Source organism: Actinoplanes sp. NPDC000266, from assembly GCF_042899005.1.
Taxonomy (GTDB): domain Bacteria; phylum Actinomycetota; class Actinomycetes; order Mycobacteriales; family Micromonosporaceae; genus Actinoplanes.
In genome coordinates this window covers 824,359-842,350 of record NZ_JBIAZI010000002.1, presented here as the reverse complement: position 1 = coordinate 842,350, position 17,992 = coordinate 824,359, and the positions used below count along the sequence as shown (strand labels likewise).

The window sequence follows — 17,992 nt, the reverse complement described above, 5'->3', positions numbered from 1 at the left end:
GTCGGCTCCTTGTCGTGGGTCTCGGCTCAGGCGCCGATGCTCGCCCGCAGGGCGGTGGTGGCCAGTTCCACGCCGATCCGCTCGGCGACGCCCAGCACCCACCGGCCGACACCGGCCAGGTGGCTGCGCATGGTGTTCTCGTCGCCGGAGCGGGCCGCCGTCTCGGCCTGGCGCACCTGCTCGATGGACTCCTGCTCGACCGGCGTGCGCGGGCCGGTCTCCAGGACCGCGCGCAGCTGGGCCAGCTGGTCGGCCAGCCGGCGCAGGTCGGCCGGGCCGCCCGCGTCCTGCGCGGCCTGGTGGGTGGTGGCCTGGTTGTTGCCGCCACCCATGTTCCCGGTGTTCTGCACCGGGGCGTTGAACTGGAACGAGTCGCCCATGGTGGTTGCTCCTTGCCGCGCCTCGGCGCTGTTGTAGACGTTGATGTTGCTGAGCTGAGCGCGGTGCAGGGACGCCCGCAGGTCCTTGTTGTCCTCGCGGAGCCGGCGTTCCCGTTCGGCCCGCCGGTCGAGGCCGGCCAGCATGAACTCCAGCGTGGAGATGTCCGGCCGCTGCGCGGTCAGTCCGACCTCCTGGTTGCGGACCCCGAGCCGGTTGATGTCCATGAGATGGCGGCGGGCCTTGCGGATGAACTCGCCGGCGCGGTCCCAGCTCCCGTCGTCGACGGCGATCTCGGACTCGGCGTAGGCGATCCAGAACGAGATGGTGCCCATCTCGAGCCGGCGCAGGGCGAGCACGTGCCGGCCGGCGGCCGAGGCGCTGGCCGCGTTCAGCGAGATCTGGTACGACTCCAGGGCGGCCGTGCCGGTGACGATCATGTCGCGGAACCGGCCCGCGTGCCCGGCCATCATCATCTCGACCACGCCCTGCAGGGCCGCGATGTCGACCATCGAGCCGTTCAGGTCGCGGACCAGCTCGGCCAGGACCGCGCGCAGCGGCGGCAGGTCGTCGGTGTCGACCTCGGCGATCTCGGCCAGCAGCTCGTCGAAACCGGCCCGGACGCTGTCGAGCAGGTCGTGCGCGCCCCGGTAGTTGCCGATGCGGGACTGCCCGATCGAGTCGTACAGCTGGGCCGTGGCCACCGCGACCCGCTTGCGGATCTCACCGACCGGCGCCTGCGGATGGTCGCTCTCGGAGAGGTCGTCGAACAGCTCGTAGCCCTGGCGCAGGTGCTCGCTCGCGCTCTCCAGGTCGCCCTGGATGCGGTACTGCTCGGCGGTCGTCATGTGCCGCTGGCCCTCGACCATCAGCAGCAGCCCGTCGGCGGCCGAGCGCCACCACCCGTAGAACTCGCTCTCCTCAGGCGTGCGGCCGGGGCGCGACGCCTCGCGGGCGGCGATCCGGCGCAGGGTCTGGTTGAGCTCGGTGACCATGTCGAGCACCTGCACCGACCGGTCGTGCTCGACGGCCAGCAGCAGCCTCGTGGCCTCGGCCAGCAGCCCCTGCTCCAGGGTCGCCTCCGCCTCGACGTACCTCTCGAACTGCTCTCTCGAAAGCTCTTCGAGGGTCTCCAGGGCGGTGACCTCGGTGAGCAGCTCGTCCATCGACCGGGGTGCGGCGTCGGTGCTCATCCGGCGTCACCGCCGTGCCCGGGATAGGTCATGACGCCGAACGGCGGCGACGAGGCCGTGCGGTGGATCAGGATCCGGGTGCCCGGCGGCGGCTGGTTCGCCATGATCCAGCGGTTCAGCGGAACCCGGATCCACTGCTCCAGCAACGGATCGCGGATGGGCCGGGCCCCCAGATCGGCCCCGGAGACCATGACCTGCTCGACGACGGCCCGGTCGATCGCCTCCCGGTCGAGGATCAGCTCGAAGCCGCGGGCCCGGGCCGACACGATGATCTGCTCGAGGAACTTGCCGGCGATGCTGCGGATCACCTGCTCGCGCAGGATGTCGAAGACGACGACGCCGCTGCCGAGGCGGCCCAGCAGCTCCGGCCGCCCCAGGTCCTGGGTGAAGAACCGGGTCACCTCGTCGGTGAAGTGCCGCCGGATGAACTCGTAGCCGGGCGGGGCGCCCGGATGGGCCGGCTGGAGCGTGGAGGCGCCCACGTTGGAGGTGAAGATGACGATCGAGTGCGAGAAGTACGCCGTACGGCCCTGCCCGTCGGTCAGCCGGCCGTCGTCGATGATCTGGAGGAACTTGTCGAAGATCTTCGGGTGGGCCTTCTCGATCTCGTCGAACAGGATCACGCTGAACGGCCGCTCCAGCATCCAGTTGGTCAGCACACCGCCCTGCTCGTGCCCGATGAAACCGGGCGGGGCGCCGGTGAGCCGCTCGCTCGTGTGCTCCTGGCTGAACTCGCTCATGTCGAAGCGGCGCAGCGCCGTCTCGTCGTCGAAGACCAGCTCGGCCACGGCCTTGGCCAGCTCGGTCTTGCCGACACCGGTCGGGCCGACGAAGAAGAACACGCCCTTGGGCCGGCTGCCGACGTCGGCGTCGCCGGCCACGAAGTCGATGCCGACCCGCGCGTTGACCAGCGCGTCGGAGACGGCCCGGACGGCCGTGGGCTGGCCCATGACCCGGGCGTTGAGGGCCCGCTCGGCGTCGCGGACCCGGTCCATGTCCAGGTGCTCCCACGGGTCGTCGCGGACGCCGAACCGGTGCCGGGCCACGAGCTTGCGCGGCGAGTTCGGGCCGATCTCGGTGATCCGCGAGGTCACCTGGAGCGCCTGGATGTCGCGGACACCCATCCCGTCGGTCAGCGTGACCAGCGTCGTGACCGCCTGCCGCAGCGAGTCCGGCCCGGCCCCGGACGCGCCGTGGAAGTCGTTGATCTGGCGCTGGAGCAGGTCCTCGCGCTCCTGGGCGCTGGGCAGCTCGGCCAGCACGGTGGCCACGTCGGGGCTCTCGCGCAGCCACTCCGGCAGCGAGCCGATCTCGCGGCAGACGAAGACGAGGGTGTTGCGCAGCGGCTGCCCGCCGGCCAGCACGTCGGTGCGGGCCGCGTCGCCGAGCATCCGGCGGACGTGGGCGATGTTCACGGGGCGACGCTCGTCCGGCTGGGCCTCGTCGCCGACGACCAGGTCGGCCGCGTCCACGATGATGGCGCTGGGGGTGCGCCGCTGGGTCAGCAGCTGCCGGATGGTGATCAGGGCCTCGGTGGTGGTGCGGGGACGGGCCGGTGGGGCGTTGCCGAGCGCCTCGCGGGTGCTCGCCTCGGACTGCGCGAGCCGGTGGGCGCGGCGGCTCGGCTGCTGATCGCCGCCGCCGAACGGGGCCCAGTTGCCGTTCGGCCGGTCCGCGGCCGTCGCGGGCAGAGCGGACGTCGCGGGCAGAGCGGACGGCGCCGACTGGGCGGGCAGTGCGGACGGCGCGGTGCGGCCCGCCCGCTCGGCCAGCATCCGGGCGTTGTCGTCGTGATAGGTGAGGCCGTCGACCAGGCTGTGCCGGCCCACGATCTCGAAGCCGGCCCCGGCCAGGAACTCGGCCAGCACCTCGGCCAGCGGCAGGTACTCGTGATCCCAGCGGACCAGCTCGTCGACGTGGCCGTGCACGAGCAGGTGCCGGCCGCGCTGCAGCTCGTGGAAGGCCCGGACCAGCCAGGCCGCCACCCGGGGCGTGTCGCTCCTCATCCGGCCGTCCGCCCGTGCGGCGCCGGCCGGCTCGACCGGGCGTAGGCGGCGGGCGGCGGCTGGTCGCCGTCCTCGTCGTCCCACTGGACCGTCCCGGGCTCGAAGCCCTCGCGGCGGCTCCGCTCGCTGAGCCGTTCGATGACCGACAGCAGCGATCCGCACTCGCCGGCCTTGCCGTCGCCGGCGGCGACCGCCTCGTGCATCGTGTCGGTGCTGTAGAGCACCTCGGTGGCGTTTCCGGCGCCGTCGCGCAGCAGCACCGCGAACTGCTGCCCGTCCGTGCTACCGGCCCGCAGCTCCATCGCACCGTCCTCGCGCTGCACGAAGCTGTCGCGGTCGACCGAGAACCCGGCCTCGGGCAGCGCCTGGATGATCGAGTTGAGCAGCTCGCGGCGCTCGATGACCCGGTCGATGTGCCCGTCGAGCGCGGCCTCGGCCCGGTCGACCAGGCCGGTGAGCTCGGGCAGGGCGGCCAGCACCCGGCCCGGGTCGCCTTGGCGCACGGCCGTGGCCATGTCGTGCAGCCGCTCGTCGATGCGGTCGGAGTCCGGCAGCGGCACGCGGGCCTGCTCGGCGTCGGCCCGCAGCTCGGCGAAGCGGTGGTAGACCTCCTCGGCGGCCTCCCGGGCGGCCGTGGTGCGGGCCTCGTCCTCGGCCCGGCGGGTGAGGACCTTGTCGAGGTGCTCCCGCACGGCCTGGGCCGCGGTCTCGGCCCGGGTGTCGGACTTGGCGGGCGCCTGGCCGGCGTAGCGGCGGGCCGTGCCGAGCAGCTCCTCGCATTCCTCGGCCCCGTTCCGGTCGTAGCGGGCCCGGACGTCGGCCGGGATGCCGGCGAGCTGCGCGGCCACCGCCTCCACCCGCTCCTGGGCCTGCTGCCGCTGGTGGTCGTCGATGTGCTGGCGCAGGCCCACCAGCGAGCGCTCGACCTCCTCGGCGATCCCGGCCGCGGCGCCGACCGCGGCCCGGTCGGCGGCCGAGCGGATCTGGTCGCGGGCCTGCTCCAGCCGGTTCTCGGCCGCCTGGTCGCCGGCCAGCCCGGCCCCTTCCGCCTCGCGGCGCAGCGCGGCCGCCCGCTCGGCCACCTCCTCGGCCCGGCGCAGGGCGAGCGTCCGGGCCCGCTCCAGGGCCGCCGCCAGCCGCTGCCGCTCCTTCTCCCTGCGCTGCTCCTCGCGGCGCTTGCGCGCCTCCTCGGCCTGCCGCCGGCGGATCTCGCCGCTCGACACCGTCTGGTACTTCGGGGATCCGCTCATAGGTTTCGCTCCTGCTCAAGGGGCTCGAGGTCGAGCCGGTTCTCGATCCACTGCCGGAAGCCCGGTACGGGTGGCACGCCGAGCCAGCGCACGGTCTCGTCGGCCGCGACCTCGATCTGGAGGCCGGCGCTGAGGTCCGCGTCGCCGCGCAGGGCGGCGTGCCGGCCGGTGAGGAAGTGCAGGCGCTGGTTGGCCGAGCCGCGCCAGCGCAGCGCCGCCTGCCGGTGGGCCAGGAAGGGGCCGTCCACCAGCAGGTCGAGCTGGGCCAGCAGCCGGTGCTGACCGGGAGTGCCGTGCGCGCGCAGATGCTCCAGCGTGTAGCCGGTGTAACTCATCACCGACAGGTCGCGGCGCGCGCGGACCGCCGCCACCAGCTCGGCCACCGCGTCGGCCTGGGCGAACGGCTCGCCGCCGCTGATGGTCAGGCCGTCGTCGGCCCGTTCGGCGATCTCGCCGGCCAGCCCGGCCACGTCGCGGGCGCGGGTGTGGTCGAACGGGATCCACTGCGGGCTCACGCATTCCGCGCAGCCGATGCCGCAGCCCTGCACCCAGACCACGTAGCGGCGGCCGGGTCCGAGGACCGTGCAGGCCGGATGCGTCTCGGCCACGTCGAGTGTCGTCATCGCGGCCTCCGGGAGCTCAGCGGGAAGTGGTCGGCGATGCCGGCGTCGTACCGGGCGCACCAGGGGCACCGCCCGAGCGCGGCCGGGAAGAAGTGGTTGGCGTGGCGGGGACAGCCGAGCAGGTCGTTGAGCACGCCGCGCAGCACCCGTTCCCACTCGGCGGCGCTCGGCCGTACGTGCGGCTGGGTGTGCCCTTGGGAGAGCGCGCGGAACGCGAGCTGCTGGACCACCGTGGGCAGCACCCGCAGGTCGAGCCGGCCGGCCACCGGCACCAGCCGCTCCGGGGTGAACAGGGCGCTGGTGCCCTCCCGGATGTTGCCCTCGACGCCGCGGTCGGGGCCGCGCAACGGCCGGCCCTCGAACGGGTGGTCGCCGTCCATCAGCAGCTGGCAGAGCAGGATCGCCATGCCGAACAGGTCGTGCGACGGGGCCAGGTGGCGGATCGGGCTGCGCAGGGCCTCGGGCGAGCAGTACTCGCGGGTGGCCACGTCGGCCGGGAAGACCTCGCGGGACCAGTCGTCGACGAACTGCACGCTGTCGCAGTCGATCAGCGCGATCCGGCCCGACCGGTCGACGATCAGGTTGTTCGGGCTCACGTCGCCGACGACCACGTCGACCCGGTGCAGCTGCCGGTAGATCGAGCTGATCCGGATCGCCGCCTGCAGGCAGGTGGCCCAGGTCGGGCGGTCCAGGAACTCCAGGCGCTGGTCGGCGTCGAACAGCGCGTAGAGGGAGGCGCCGTCGAAGCGGGGGAGCACCACCGAGCGGATCCGGCCCGTCTCGTCCCGCAGCGGCCACTTCGGCCAGGCGATGACCTGCTCGCCGCCGTCCGGCCACTCGGTCGGCCGCTGCTTGAGCAGGCCGTTGACCCGGCGGTCGAGGTCCTCGGAGGGCTCGAGGAAGAACTTGAAGCAGACCTCGGGCTCGTCGGGCAGGCCCAGCACCACGCCCTGGCCGCCCTCGCCCAGGGGCACGAGCGGGCCCAGGTTGATCGGGCGGCCCGGTTCGATGTAGAGGGTCATGCGCGCACCGCCAGGACCATCGTCTTGTCGTCGGCCGAGCTGGCGGTGAAGTCGGGTGACCGGAGACGCTCGTCCAGGTCGGCCGGCCGGGCCGCCGGATCGGCGAACATGCGCAGATAGGCCGTGAAGTCGGCCGGCGCCAGCAGGGCCGGCCGGCCCTCGGCGTCGCGCCCGGCGGCCAGCACGGCGTCGAGCACGCCGTCGCTGCAGAGCGCCAGCCCGGTGATCTCCGGGTCCTCGATCAGGCCGCAGCGCACCGCCGGCTCCCGGCCGTCCGAGGTGAGGAAGACCGTGCTGCCGCGCGAATCCCCGTTGTCGGGCGCCACGAGCAGATGCGCGCCGCCGTCCCGGTGCTCGACGATGAGGAAGCTGTCACCGACGGCCAGGAAGACGTACGCCGGGGGCCGCGCGACGACCGCGATGAGGGTGGTGGCGTAGTCGCGGCGCTCACCACCGAGCCGGGCCAGGCGGCGGTCGAACAGACCCAGGACCCGCCCCGCGTAACGCCTGGCGTGTTCCGCGTCGATGGTCCCGAGGACGTCGGCGGCGTCGCAGGCGGTGTCGACGGCGAGGCGGGCGCCGGTCGCCGACCGTACGGCCGAACCGGCCCCGTCCGCCACCGCGAGCACCAGCCGGCCGTCCCCGGCCCGCCAGGCGAACGCGTCCTGGTTGCCGGCGCCCTGCCGCAGATGCTCGGGCCCGGTCACCGACACCGGCACCACCCGCCAGCCGGGCATCATGCCTCTCCCCGCGCATGGTCGGTGATCCAGTCCATGGCCGACTTGCGCTTCTTGAGCCGGGCCGTCATCTCCTCGGTCCGTACGCCCTCGGTGCTGCGCACGACCCGGTCGATGCTCTGCCGCACCGCGCCCAGCACCGACGAGAAGTCGGTGCCGTCGGCCTGGTAGTTCTTGTCCGGGGCGAGCGCCTGCAACACCTTGGCGTCGGCGCCGCGCACCCCGAAGGCGAAGAACATCAGGCCCTGCTCCTGCTCCTGCCGGCGCAGCTCCGGGGCCAGGTTGCGCCACAGGTCGCACGGCTTGCCCCGCTCGTCGGAGGGCGCGCCGTCGGTCAGCAGGAAGACCAGGGGGGTGTACGCCATCTGGATGCCCTCGCGGGCGAGCGCCTGCCGCCGCTGGTCCATGATCGTCAGGCCCTGCTTGATGCCGGCCACCATCGGCGAGAAGCCGCCCGCCCGCAGCGTCGGCGGCTGGAAGCGGGTGATCGGCGCGTACGGCTCGCCGCCCCGCTCGTGCCCGGTGGGGTCGACGACGCGTACGCCACCGGCCCCGAAGGTGACGACGGCGATCTCGCTGATGTGCCGCAGGTGGTTGTCGGCGTGCACGCTCTCGCGCCAGGACCGCAGCGCCTCGTTGAGCTGCCCGATGGCGTCGTCGCGGGCCATCGACGACGACGTGTCGACCACGAGGGTGATGAGCAGCCGGCTCTTGCTGCTCTGTACGGGCGGGAAGCCGGCGGGTGAGGTCATGCCCGGGTCACCGTCAGCTCGCCGCCGGCCGTCTCGACCCGGCAGAGCGTTCCCGGTGTCAGCTCGCCCGCGCCCGGCGCCGCCGTGGCCCAGAGGAGCAGGCCGTCGTGCTCGACGTAGCCGCCGGCCGGCCCGAAGTGGGCCCGGACCCGGACGGTGGCGCCCGGCTCGGGCCGCCTCCCGTGGAATTCGGCGATCTCGGGGTCGTCCTCCGCCTCCGGGCGCGGCAGGAGAAGCAGGACGGCGCCGGCGGCGAGGACGAGCCCGGCGGCGGCGCCGGCCGCCGGGTTGAAGTCGTCGTCGCCGGCGAGGGCGGCGCCGGCCGCGAGGGCCCCGGCGACCGGCAGCAGGGTGCCGGCCAGCAACGCGCCCGCCCGCTTCTTTCGCGGAGGCACGGAGACGGTCTGCATGAGCGTGCCTCCAGGGTCGGACTGCTTGTCGCCCCAGTACTGACGGACAGCAAGCGGTCGTCCCTGTCGAGACCGTCACCCGATCGGGTGTCACCTCATGGCGTGAATCGCCGGCCTCAGCGTCTCCGGCGCGAAGCGCAGCGTCGCGAAGTAGTCGTCGTCGGTCTCGGCCCGGCGGATCAGCTCGACCGTGCCGTCGGCGTGCAGGAGCAGCTCTTTCGGCCGCAGCCGCCCGTTGTAGACCGACGCCATCGCGTGCGCGTGGGCCCCGGTGTCGTGGACGATCAGCAGTTCGCCCTCTGCCACACTCGGGAGTACACGTTGGACAGCCAAACGGTCGATGTTGGTGCACAGCGAGCCGACGACATCGACCGTTTCGGACGGGCCGGAGGCGAACGGCGCGGTCACGTGGTGATAGACGCCGTCGTAGACGACCGAGCGCAGCAGCGCGTTGACGGTGCTGTCCACCCCGACCACTTCGCGGTACTTCGACATGCGGTTGACGACCCGGGTCACCAGCACGCCGTGCGGGCCGGTCATGTAGCGGCCGTTCTCGAAGCAGATCCGGGGCCGGAACCCGGCGGGCCAGGCGTCCACGCGGTCCCGCACGGCGGCGGCCAGGGCGGTCAGATCGAGGGGCGCCTCGCCCGGACGGTAGGGGATGCCCATGCCGCCGCCGACGTTGAGGAGCGTGACCTCGACGCCGAGCCGCAACGCCTGCGCGGTCAGCAGATCAAGGGCGAAGAGCGTCGGTTCCGGCGTACGGAAGTTGGCCGCGATCATCATGTGCAGGCCCACGGTCCGTACGCCATGGTGTGCGGCCTTGGCGACGACCGAGGGCAACCGGTCGACGGGGATGCCGAACTTCGCCGACTGCGGATGGCCGAAGAGCTTGCTGTCGAAGTCGGGCGCCAGCGGCCCCGGATTGATCCGGAAGCCGAGCGAGGCCGGCACGGCGTTCGCCGCGATCAGCTTGTCGAGCACGGCCTCGTCGTCGACCGTGACGAAAGCTCCGGCCTCCAGCGCCATCAGGAGCTCGGCCGTGGTGGTGTTGTTGGAGGTGAAGAAGAGTTCGCCCGTGGTTCCCCGCGCGAGCTCGATCTCCGGCAGGGAACTGCAGTCGAACCCGAAACCGTGCGCGGCCAGCCGGCTCAGAACCGACGGATTGGGCAGCGCCTTGACCGCGAAATACTCGCGGCAGTCCATTCCGGCGAAGGCCTCGTTGAACGAGTCGGCCGTCTCGTCGATGCCCGCCGCGTCGTAGAGGTAGAACGGCGTCCCGAACCGTTCGGCCACCTGCGGCAGCACGGCGCGCAGGCGCCGGTCGAAATCGTCACTCATCGGCATGGTGCGGTGTCTCCGGTGGTGGTCAGGCCGCGGTGACGGCGTGCCGGGGCACGTCGAACCCGTGGACGGTCATCCAGTCGTCGTTGAAAACCTTGGTGAGATAGCCGCGGCCGCCGTCGGGCAGAAGCACGACCACGACGTCCTTCGGCCCGAGTCGCTCGGCCACCCGCAGGGCGGCCACCATGGCCGCTCCGCTCGACCCGCCGACCAGCAGCCCTTCGTCGCGGGCGAGCCGCCGGGTCATGGCGAACGTCTCGTCGTCCGGCACCGCGATGATCTCGTCGGGCACCGCCGGATCGTGGGTGAGCGGGAAGAAGTCCTGCCCGATGCCCTCGACCAGATAGCCCTGCCCGTTCCCGCCGGTATAGACGGAACCCTCCGGCGCCGCGCCGATCACCCGCACGGGCCCCATCCGCTTGAGGTAGCGCCCGGTCCCGTTGAGCGTCCCGCCGGTGCCCAGCCCGGTGACGAAGTGGGTCACCCGCCCGTCGGTGTCCCGCCAGATCTCGGGCCCGGTCGTCGCGGCGTGGCTGGCCGGCCCGTCCGGATTCGTGTACTGGTCGGGCTTCCAGGCCCCGTCGATCTCGGCGACCAGCCGGTCGCTGACCGAGTGGTACGAGTCGGGGTGGTCACGGGGCACGGTCGAAGGGCAGATCACAACCTCGGCCCCGTACGCCTTCAGGACGTCCCGCTTGTCCTGGCTGACCCGGTCCGGGCAGACGAAAACGCAGCGGTACCCCTTGCCGTGCGCGGCCAGCGCCAGCCCGGCCCCGGTGTTGCCGGACGTCGGCTCGACGATCGTGCCGCCCGGCCGCAGCCGCCCGTCCCGCTCGGCCGCCTCGATCATCCGGATCGCGACCCGGTCCTTCACCGACCCACCCGGGTTCAGATATTCGACCTTGGCCAGCACCGTGGGCGCGACGTGCGCGGCGACCCGCTGCACCCGCACCAGCGGCGTGTTTCCGATGAGTTCGACGATCGAGGAGGCAAAACGCATGCGGTGCATCGTCACACGTCTTTTCCCGGCGGCGGCCGATCCCATTGACACTTCCTCATGTGTTCACTAATCAAATTAGGAATCGCCCATTACCCATAGGTATTACGCTTGTCCTGAGCAGGCGAATCCTGGCCGTCGCCGGAAACGGTCCCAGGTCAGCCGAATTAAAGATATGCTCATCCGGCGTTGGCTCGGCCGTCCACTTTGTTTCCGAGGGTGGCGCGCATGCCTTCAGTCGACCCGCCACCGGTCACCCCGGACCCGCTCACGCTCATCACCGCCCAGGCCCGCCGCCGCCCCGGGGCGCCCGCCCTCACCGACGCCGCGGGTTCGCTCAGCTACGCCGGCCTGGTGTCCCAGGCTTCCGGCGTGGCCGCGCGGCTGCGCGAGGCGGGCGTGGTGGAGGGCGACCTGGTCGGCTTGTCCCTGCCACGGGGCCGCGACGCCGTCATCGCCATGCTGGGCATCCTGTCCGCCGGCGCCGGCTACGTACCGCTGGACCCGTCGTACCCGAGGTCCCGCCTGGCCGCCATGGTCGAGGACGCCGCCCCACGCCTGATCCTGGGCCAGCCCGTCCTCGACGCCGCCTCACCCACGCTGCCGTTCCCCTTCAGCCCATCGTCGCCGCTCGCCGATTCCAGGGTGGGCGACTTCGGCGCGGGGGCGCTGCCGCAGGAATGGGCGGCGGAAGCGCCGGCGTATGCGATTTTCACGTCGGGGTCCACCGGGCGGCCCAAGGCGGTGCTGGTGCCACGGCGGGCGCTCGCGAGCTTCTGTGCGGGGGCGCGGGAGCGGTACGGGGTCGGCGAGCAGGACCGGTGGCTGCATTTCGCGCCGATCAGCTTTGACGCCAGCGTCGAGGAGATCTTCGTGCCGCTCACGGCCGGGGCGACCGTGGTGGTCCGGGACGACGAGATGATCAGCCGGCCCGATCTCTTCCTGCGGCGCTGCGCCGAGCTCGGCGTGACCGTGGTCGACCTGCCCACCTCGTACTGGCTCGAAGTGCTCGGCGCGCTCAGCCGGGGCGAGGCGCGGCTGCCGTCGACGGTCCGCACGGTCATCATCGGCGGTGAGGCCGTCTCGGCGTCAGCGGTGCGCGAATGGCAGCGCGCGGCCGGGGACAGTGTGCGGCTGCTCAACACCTACGGCCCGACCGAGACGACGGTTGTCGTGACCGTCGCCGATCTGACCACCTGGACCGGGGACGGCCCGGTCCCGATCGGCCACCCGCTGGACGGCGTGCGATGCCGCGTGCTCGGCCCGGATGGCGTCCCGGCCGACGAAGGGGAACTGCGCATCGGCGGCCCGTTCGTCGCCACCGGCTATCTGAACCGGCCGGAGCTCACGGCCGAGCGCTTCCTGGACGGCGAATTCCGCACCGGCGACCGTGTCCGGCTCGGGCCTGACGGGCAGCTCGAGTATCTGGGCCGCTTCGACCAGCAGCTGAAGATCCGGGGCTTCCGGGTGGAGCCGGGCGAGGTCGAGGCCGCCCTGTGCCGTCAGCCGGACGTCATCGACGCCGTGGTGCTGGGCGACGGCGACCGCCTCGTGGCTCATCTTCTGACGACCGGGGACGACGTTTCCGTCGTACGGGAAAAGCTGTTGGCCGAATTGCCCTCGCACCTCGTCCCGGCGGCGTTCGTCCGCCACGACACTTTCCCTCGCACGCCGCAGGGTAAGACCGACCGCGAGGCGCTGGCCGCCACGAGCAAGCCCGCTGCGGGGCGCGTGGAGGAGGGCGTGGCCGGGCTGTGGCGGCGGCTGCTTCCCGGTGACGCGGACGACTTCTTCGCCGCTGGCGGCGATTCGCTGGTCGCCGTACGGCTGCTGAGCGCGCTGCACCGCGAGTTCGGCGTCGCGCTGACGCTTCGCGAGCTTTACGCCTCGCCCACGCTGACCGCGCTGACCGCCGCCGCCGGGGAAGGGGCCGGCGCCAGGCAAGCGGAGCCGGGAGTCTGGAACGAGGCGGTGCCGCTGCCGCTGACGCCGTTGCAGCGGGAGTTCTGGATCGCCGAGCAGATCAGCGCCGACCGGTCCGTTCACACGCTCGGGATCCGCTACCGCTTCGACGAGCCGGTGCGGGTCGACCTGCTGCGGCGGGCTCTGTTCGAGATGGCCCGGCGGCACCCGATGCTGCGGGCGCGGGTGACGACGATCGGCGACGACCCGCACTTCGTCTTCGAGGACGACGTCACCATCTCCGTGGCCGAGGACGATGCGGAGCCGTTCGACCTGGGGGTGGCGCCGCTGGCGAAGGTGCTTCTTCGGGGCGAGGAGCTGCTGTTGGTCGTACACCACCTTGTCTTTGATGGTTGGTCGGCCGGGTTGTTCGGGGCCGAACTGGCCGAGATCTACCGGGCGCTGCGGGCAGGTGAAACTCCGGCCGGGGAACGAACCCCGCTGCCGGAGCCGCCCGCTTGGCTCGCGGAGAGTGGCTATTGGCGTGAACGGCTCGACGGGGTGGACCTGAGCGCCGAGCTGCCGGCCGACCGGGCGCGGCCGCGGACACCGGTCTACACCGCGGCCCGTCTCGCGCGGCCGATCGAGCCGGGCGAGCTGGAAGCCTGGCGGGGCTTCGCGCGGGAGCACAGGTCGAGCCTGTTCGTGTTGCTGCTGGCCGGACTTCAGACGTTGCTGCACCGCTACACCGGCAAGCAGGACGTGACGGTGCTGGCCACCGTGGCCGGGCGGACCCGGCCCGCGCTGGAGAACCACATCGGCATGGCCATCAACGTGATCCCGGTGCGGGGCACGGTCGAGGGTGAGCGGAGCTTCGGGGAGCTGCTGAGGCGTACGGGCAACGCGGTCGCCGCCGATCTGGAGCATCAGGACGTCGCGTTCCCCGACATCCTCGCCGCGGCTGGACGGCGAAACCTCAACGGGGGCAACGGTCTCGGGCCGGTGGTGCTCATCGTGCACAACACGCCGCCGGGGGACACGGGCGAGCTGCGCTACGCCGGCGACACCGGTCCCAGCACGACGATGGACCATCTGACGATCGGGCTGGACCTGTCCGGCGAGGGCGCGACGCTGAACGTCGACTACGCCACCGAGCTCTACGATCCCGAGCGGATCGAGGCGCTCACCCGGCATCTGCTCGCGCTGGTCGGCGCGGGCGCCCGGGCCGAGGAGACCGCCGTCTCCCGCTTGCCGATGCTGGGCGAGGACGAACGCGACCTGATTCTGCGGCAGTGGAACGACACCGCGTTCGAGCTGACCGGCGAGGTCGCGGTCCAGCAGTTCCTCGAGCACATCGCGGCCACCACCCCGGACGCGCCGGCGCTGACCCACCTCGGCGACACCATCGACTATCGGGAGCTCAACGCCCGCGCCAACCGGCTGGCCTGGGCGCTGCGCTCGCGCGGGGTGGAACCGGGCGACCGCGTGGCCATCTGTCTCGACCGGGGCATCGAGCTGTTCGTCGCCATGTGGGGCGTGCTGAAGGCGGGCGCCGCCTACGTCCCGCTCGACCCGGCCTATCCGGAGGACCGGCTGCGCTACATGCTCAGCGACAGCCGATCCCGGATTCTGGTCACGCGGGACGGAAGCGACGGCGTCGAGGTGCTGGACCCGAGACGTACGAACGAATTCCCCGACGTTGATCCTCCGCTGGTCAACGCGGCCGGCGACCCGGCGTACGTCATGTACACCTCGGGCTCGACCGGGCGGGCCAAGGGTGTCGTCGTCAGCCACGGCAACCTCGTACACGCCGTACGGATGTGGCAGCGCGCCTACGATCTCAGCCCGGACTGGACCTATCAGCAGCAGGCCAGCTTCTCGTTCGACATGTTCGTCTGCGAGACGTTCCGCGCCCTGTGCACCGGCGGGCGGCTCGTGGTCGTCCCGCGGGAGACGCTGCTCGACCCGGCCGCCTTCTACGATCTGATGCGCACCGAGCGGGTCGAGTGCACCGAGATCGTGCCGGCCGTCCTGCGGATGCTGCTCGACCACGTCGAGGACACCGGGTCCGATCTGAGCTTCGTCCGGCTGCTCATCTGCGGCGGCGAGAAGTGGCACGTGGGGGAGTTCCGGCGGGCGCGGGCGCTCGCCGGGCGGGTCGTCAACGCCTACGGCGTCACCGAGGCGACGGCCGACAGCACCTTCTTCGAGGGCGACGTCTCCCAGCTCCCGGCCGAGGCGCCGCTGCCGATCGGGCGTCCCTTTCCCAACTGCCGGGTGTACGTCCTCGACGAGCACCGCCAGCCGGTGCCGGCCGGTGTCGTGGGGGAGCTGTACCTGGGCGGCCGGGCCGTGGCCACCGGCTACTTCGACCGGCCCGAGCTGACCGCCGAGCGCTTCGTGGACGACCCGTTCGCGGGCGGCGGCGCGCGCATGTACCGGTCGGGCGACGCCGCCCGCTACCACCGGGACGGGCTGATCGACTTCCTGGGCCGGCTGGACGACCAGGTCAAAATCAACGGCTACCGGGTGGAGCTGGGCGAGGTGGAGGCGGCCCTCGGGGCGCTGCCGGGGGTGGCGTCGTGCGCGGCGCAGGTGCATCCCGGCGCCTCCGGCCTGACCCAGCTCGTCGGCTACGTGGTGAACAGGGCGACCGGCGTCACCGAGCAAGGGGTGCGGGAGGCGCTGGCCAAGGCTCTGCCCACGCACATGGTGCCGGCGCGGATCGTCTTCCTCGGCGTCCTGCCGCTCAGCCCGAACGGCAAGACCGACCGGGGGAAGCTGCCGGCGCCGGCCGAGGACCCGGCCCGCCGGCCGGCCGCGCCCCGGACGGCGACCGAGAAGCGGCTCGCGGCGGCCTGGCGGGAGACGCTCGGGCTGGACGAGCTCGGCATCGACGACAACTTCTTCGCCGTGGGCGGTGACTCCTTCGCGGCGGTCAAGCTGGTGCGGCGCATCGATCCGGCGCCCGCTCTGGTCGACCTCTATCAACACCCGACCGTGCGGAGTCTGGCCGCCCTCCTCGACGAGCGGCACGGCGCCGTCTCCACCGAGGGGCGCCCACTGCTCTACCGCCTGACGGGCCACGACGCCTCCCCGGGTGGCCGGACCGTGGTCGCCGTGCCCTATTCGGGCGGCAGCGCCATCGCCTATCAGCCCCTGGCCGACGTGCTGCCGCCGACCTGGGCGCTGCACGCGGTCGAACTGCCCGGCCACGACCGCAACCGGCCGTTCGAGCCGCTCGAACCGGCGGCGCGGGTGGCCGAGCGGGTGGTGGCCGAGATGAAGAACCTGAGCGGGCCGCTCGTGCTCTACGGCCACTGCCTCAGCGTCGCCATCACCGTCGAGATCGCCCGGCAGGCCGAGGCGGCCGGGCTCGACCTGGCCGGCGTCGGCCTCGGCGCGGGACTGCCCACGGCCCGGCTGACCGGCCCGGTCCTCGACTGGTTCACCCGGTTGCAGCGGATGGGGTCGAAGCGGGAGTACATCGAATATCTGCGCGGGCGCGGCGGCTTCACCGACGTCGACGACCCGGCCGAGCAGGCCTTCGTGGTCCGCAACGTCAAGCACGACGAGCGGGACGCCGAGGAGTACTTCACGGCGGCCTACCGGGGCACGCCCGCACCGCCCCTGACGGCCCCGGTGGTCGCCGTCATCGGCGAGCGGGACCGGGTCACCGACCATTACCAGGAGCGGTACCGGGAATGGGAGCACTTCGCGTCCGATGTGGACCTCAGGGTGCTGCCCAACGCCGGCCACTTCTTCATCAAGTCGCACGCCGAGGAACTGGCCGCCGTCCTCACCAGCATCGGTGAGACGCGGGTAAAGGAGCGGCCGCCGCGGACGAAGGCCACCGAACCGAGCGTGAAGCGGTTCGGGGTGGTCGCGCTCGGGCAGTTCGTGTCGCTGGTCGGCAGCGGTCTCAGCTCGCTCGTCCTGAGCATCTGGGTCTACCAGCGGACCGGCTCGCTGACCCAGTTCGCCGTGCTGAGCGCGATCGGCCTGCTCCCCGGCATCCTGGCCGGACCGCTGGCCGGCGCCGTGGCCGATCGGTGGGACCGCCGCCGCGTGATGCTGGCCAGTGACCTCGCCGCGGCCCTGGCCATGGCCGCGGTCGTGGCCGTCATGGTCGCCGGCACCGTCCACGAATGGCACCTCTACCTGGCCGTCTCCGTCACGTCCCTGGCCGGGGCCTTCCAGCGCCCGGCCTACCTGGCCGCCGTCGCGCAACTGGTCCCCAAGCGCTATCTGGGCCACGCCGTCGGCATCACGCAGCTCGGCGTCGCGGCCGGCACCACGTTCGCCCCGATGATCGGCGCGGCGCTGTTCGGCGTGGTCGGTCTGACCGGCGTTCTGCTGATCGACGTCGCCTCGTTCCTCACCGGCGTGCTCACCCTGCTCTGGGTGCGTTTCCCCGATCGCCTGTGGCGGCGGCGGGAGGAGCCCTTCCGTACGGAGATGGCGGCCGGCTGGCGCTATCTCAGCCGCCGTCCCGGCCTGCGCGCGGTCCTGCGCTACTTCGTCGTCGACCACGTCCTCTACACGCTCGGCTTCGCCGTCATCACCCCGCTGCTGCTCATCGAGCACTCGCCGCTGGCCCTGGGCGCCGTGCTCAGCGCGGGCGGCATCGGCGGCCTGGCCGGCGCGCTGGCCATGACCCTATGGGGCGGCACCGCCCGCCGGGCCAGCGGCATGATCGTCTTCATGGGCGTGTCCAGCCTGGGCATGACGGTCATCGGCGCCGGAAGCGGCGTCGCCACGGCGGTCGTGGGCATGTTCCTGCTGACGTTCGGCGAGGTGCTGGCCGAGTCGCACTGGATCGCGGTGGTGCAGAACAAGGTCGGCTTCGACCTCCAGGGCCGTGTCCTGGCGGTCTTCCTGACGCTGATGATGCTGACGATGCCGGTCGGCTACCTCATCGTCGGCCCGCTGGCCGAGCGCTACGTCGAGCCGCTGCTCGCCCCGGGCGGCGCGCTCGCCGGAAACGTCGGCTCCGTCTTCGGCACGGGCGAGGGCCGCAGCCTGGCCCTGCTGGTCTTCGTCAGCGGCCTGCTCCAGATCGCGTGGTGCGTACGGGGCTGGTACGACCGGCGCGTCCACTTCGTCGAGGACACACTGCCCGACGCCCTGCCCCCGGCCGAGGTCGGCGATCGCGATACCTTGCAACGCCAGGCCGACGAGCTCCTCGAAAGGTCGGGCGCCTGAACGAGGTCGTACGGCATCATCCTGAACCCTGACAACGACATCGTCCCGGCCGAAGGCTAGTCAGAGAAGCCGTCCATGTCATCCGCTCCCTACACTTCGGACAGTGATCGGTCCACGTCAGCGATCACCGCCCATCGATGGCATGTGACTAAATTCATCCACTCCTGTCACTG

The 17,992-nt window shown here is 72.3% G+C and carries 10 protein-coding genes and 1 pseudogene; 1 reads left to right on the top strand and 10 read right to left on the bottom strand.

Translation table 11 applies throughout. The features are described from left to right. Nucleotides 1–26: 26 nt before the first annotated feature. From ACFY36_RS10210 to ACFY36_RS10165, 10 genes and pseudogenes are all read right to left on the bottom strand, one after another. Nucleotides 27–1,571 carry a hypothetical protein gene (locus ACFY36_RS10210; RefSeq protein ID WP_499745592.1) on the bottom strand — a complete coding sequence of 515 codons (1,545 nt, stop codon included), beginning with the start codon at nucleotides 1,569–1,571 and terminating at the stop codon, nucleotides 27–29. After that, nucleotides 1,568–3,577, bottom strand: coding sequence for an AAA family ATPase (locus ACFY36_RS10205; RefSeq protein WP_499745591.1), 2,010 nt, complete (start codon nucleotides 3,575–3,577; stop codon nucleotides 1,568–1,570). Before ACFY36_RS10205 ends, ACFY36_RS10210 begins: the two co-directional genes overlap by 4 nt. Next, nucleotides 3,574–4,827, bottom strand: coding sequence for a hypothetical protein (locus tag ACFY36_RS10200; RefSeq protein WP_499745590.1), 1,254 nt, complete (start codon nucleotides 4,825–4,827; stop codon nucleotides 3,574–3,576). Before ACFY36_RS10200 ends, ACFY36_RS10205 begins: the two co-directional genes overlap by 4 nt. Further along, a complete protein-coding gene (locus ACFY36_RS10195; protein ID WP_499745589.1) occupies nucleotides 4,824–5,450 on the bottom strand; it encodes a 4Fe-4S single cluster domain-containing protein in 627 nt (208 codons plus the stop codon). The genes ACFY36_RS10200 and ACFY36_RS10195 overlap by 4 nt, the downstream gene beginning before the upstream one ends. Further along, entirely contained in the window at nucleotides 5,447–6,472 is a 1,026-nt protein-coding gene (locus ACFY36_RS10190) for a protein kinase domain-containing protein (RefSeq protein WP_499745588.1), read from the bottom strand. The genes ACFY36_RS10195 and ACFY36_RS10190 overlap by 4 nt, the downstream gene beginning before the upstream one ends. After that, nucleotides 6,469–7,212, bottom strand: coding sequence for a PP2C family serine/threonine-protein phosphatase (locus tag ACFY36_RS10185; RefSeq protein ID WP_499745587.1), 744 nt, complete (start codon nucleotides 7,210–7,212; stop codon nucleotides 6,469–6,471). Before ACFY36_RS10185 ends, ACFY36_RS10190 begins: the two co-directional genes overlap by 4 nt. Beyond that, a complete protein-coding gene (locus ACFY36_RS10180) occupies nucleotides 7,209–7,961 on the bottom strand; it encodes a vWA domain-containing protein (RefSeq protein WP_499745586.1) in 753 nt (250 codons plus the stop codon). Before ACFY36_RS10180 ends, ACFY36_RS10185 begins: the two co-directional genes overlap by 4 nt. Next, nucleotides 7,958–8,371, bottom strand: coding sequence for a hypothetical protein (locus ACFY36_RS10175; RefSeq protein ID WP_499745585.1), 414 nt, complete (start codon nucleotides 8,369–8,371; stop codon nucleotides 7,958–7,960). The genes ACFY36_RS10180 and ACFY36_RS10175 overlap by 4 nt, the downstream gene beginning before the upstream one ends. A 90-nt stretch (nucleotides 8,372–8,461) precedes the next feature. Then, complete coding sequence (locus ACFY36_RS10170; protein ID WP_499745584.1) at nucleotides 8,462–9,712, bottom strand: diaminopimelate decarboxylase family protein; 1,251 nt, start codon at nucleotides 9,710–9,712, stop codon at nucleotides 8,462–8,464. A gap of 61 nt (nucleotides 9,713–9,773) precedes the next feature. Continuing rightward, nucleotides 9,774–10,715: pseudogene (locus ACFY36_RS10165) on the bottom strand (pyridoxal-phosphate dependent enzyme); the annotation flags it as partial. A 225-nt stretch (nucleotides 10,716–10,940) separates the two neighbouring features. Between ACFY36_RS10165 and ACFY36_RS10160 the strand changes: the two are divergent. Next, nucleotides 10,941–17,819 carry a non-ribosomal peptide synthetase/MFS transporter gene (locus ACFY36_RS10160; RefSeq protein WP_499745583.1) on the top strand — a complete coding sequence of 2,293 codons (6,879 nt, stop codon included), beginning with the start codon at nucleotides 10,941–10,943 and terminating at the stop codon, nucleotides 17,817–17,819. Nucleotides 17,820–17,992 lie beyond the last annotated feature (173 nt).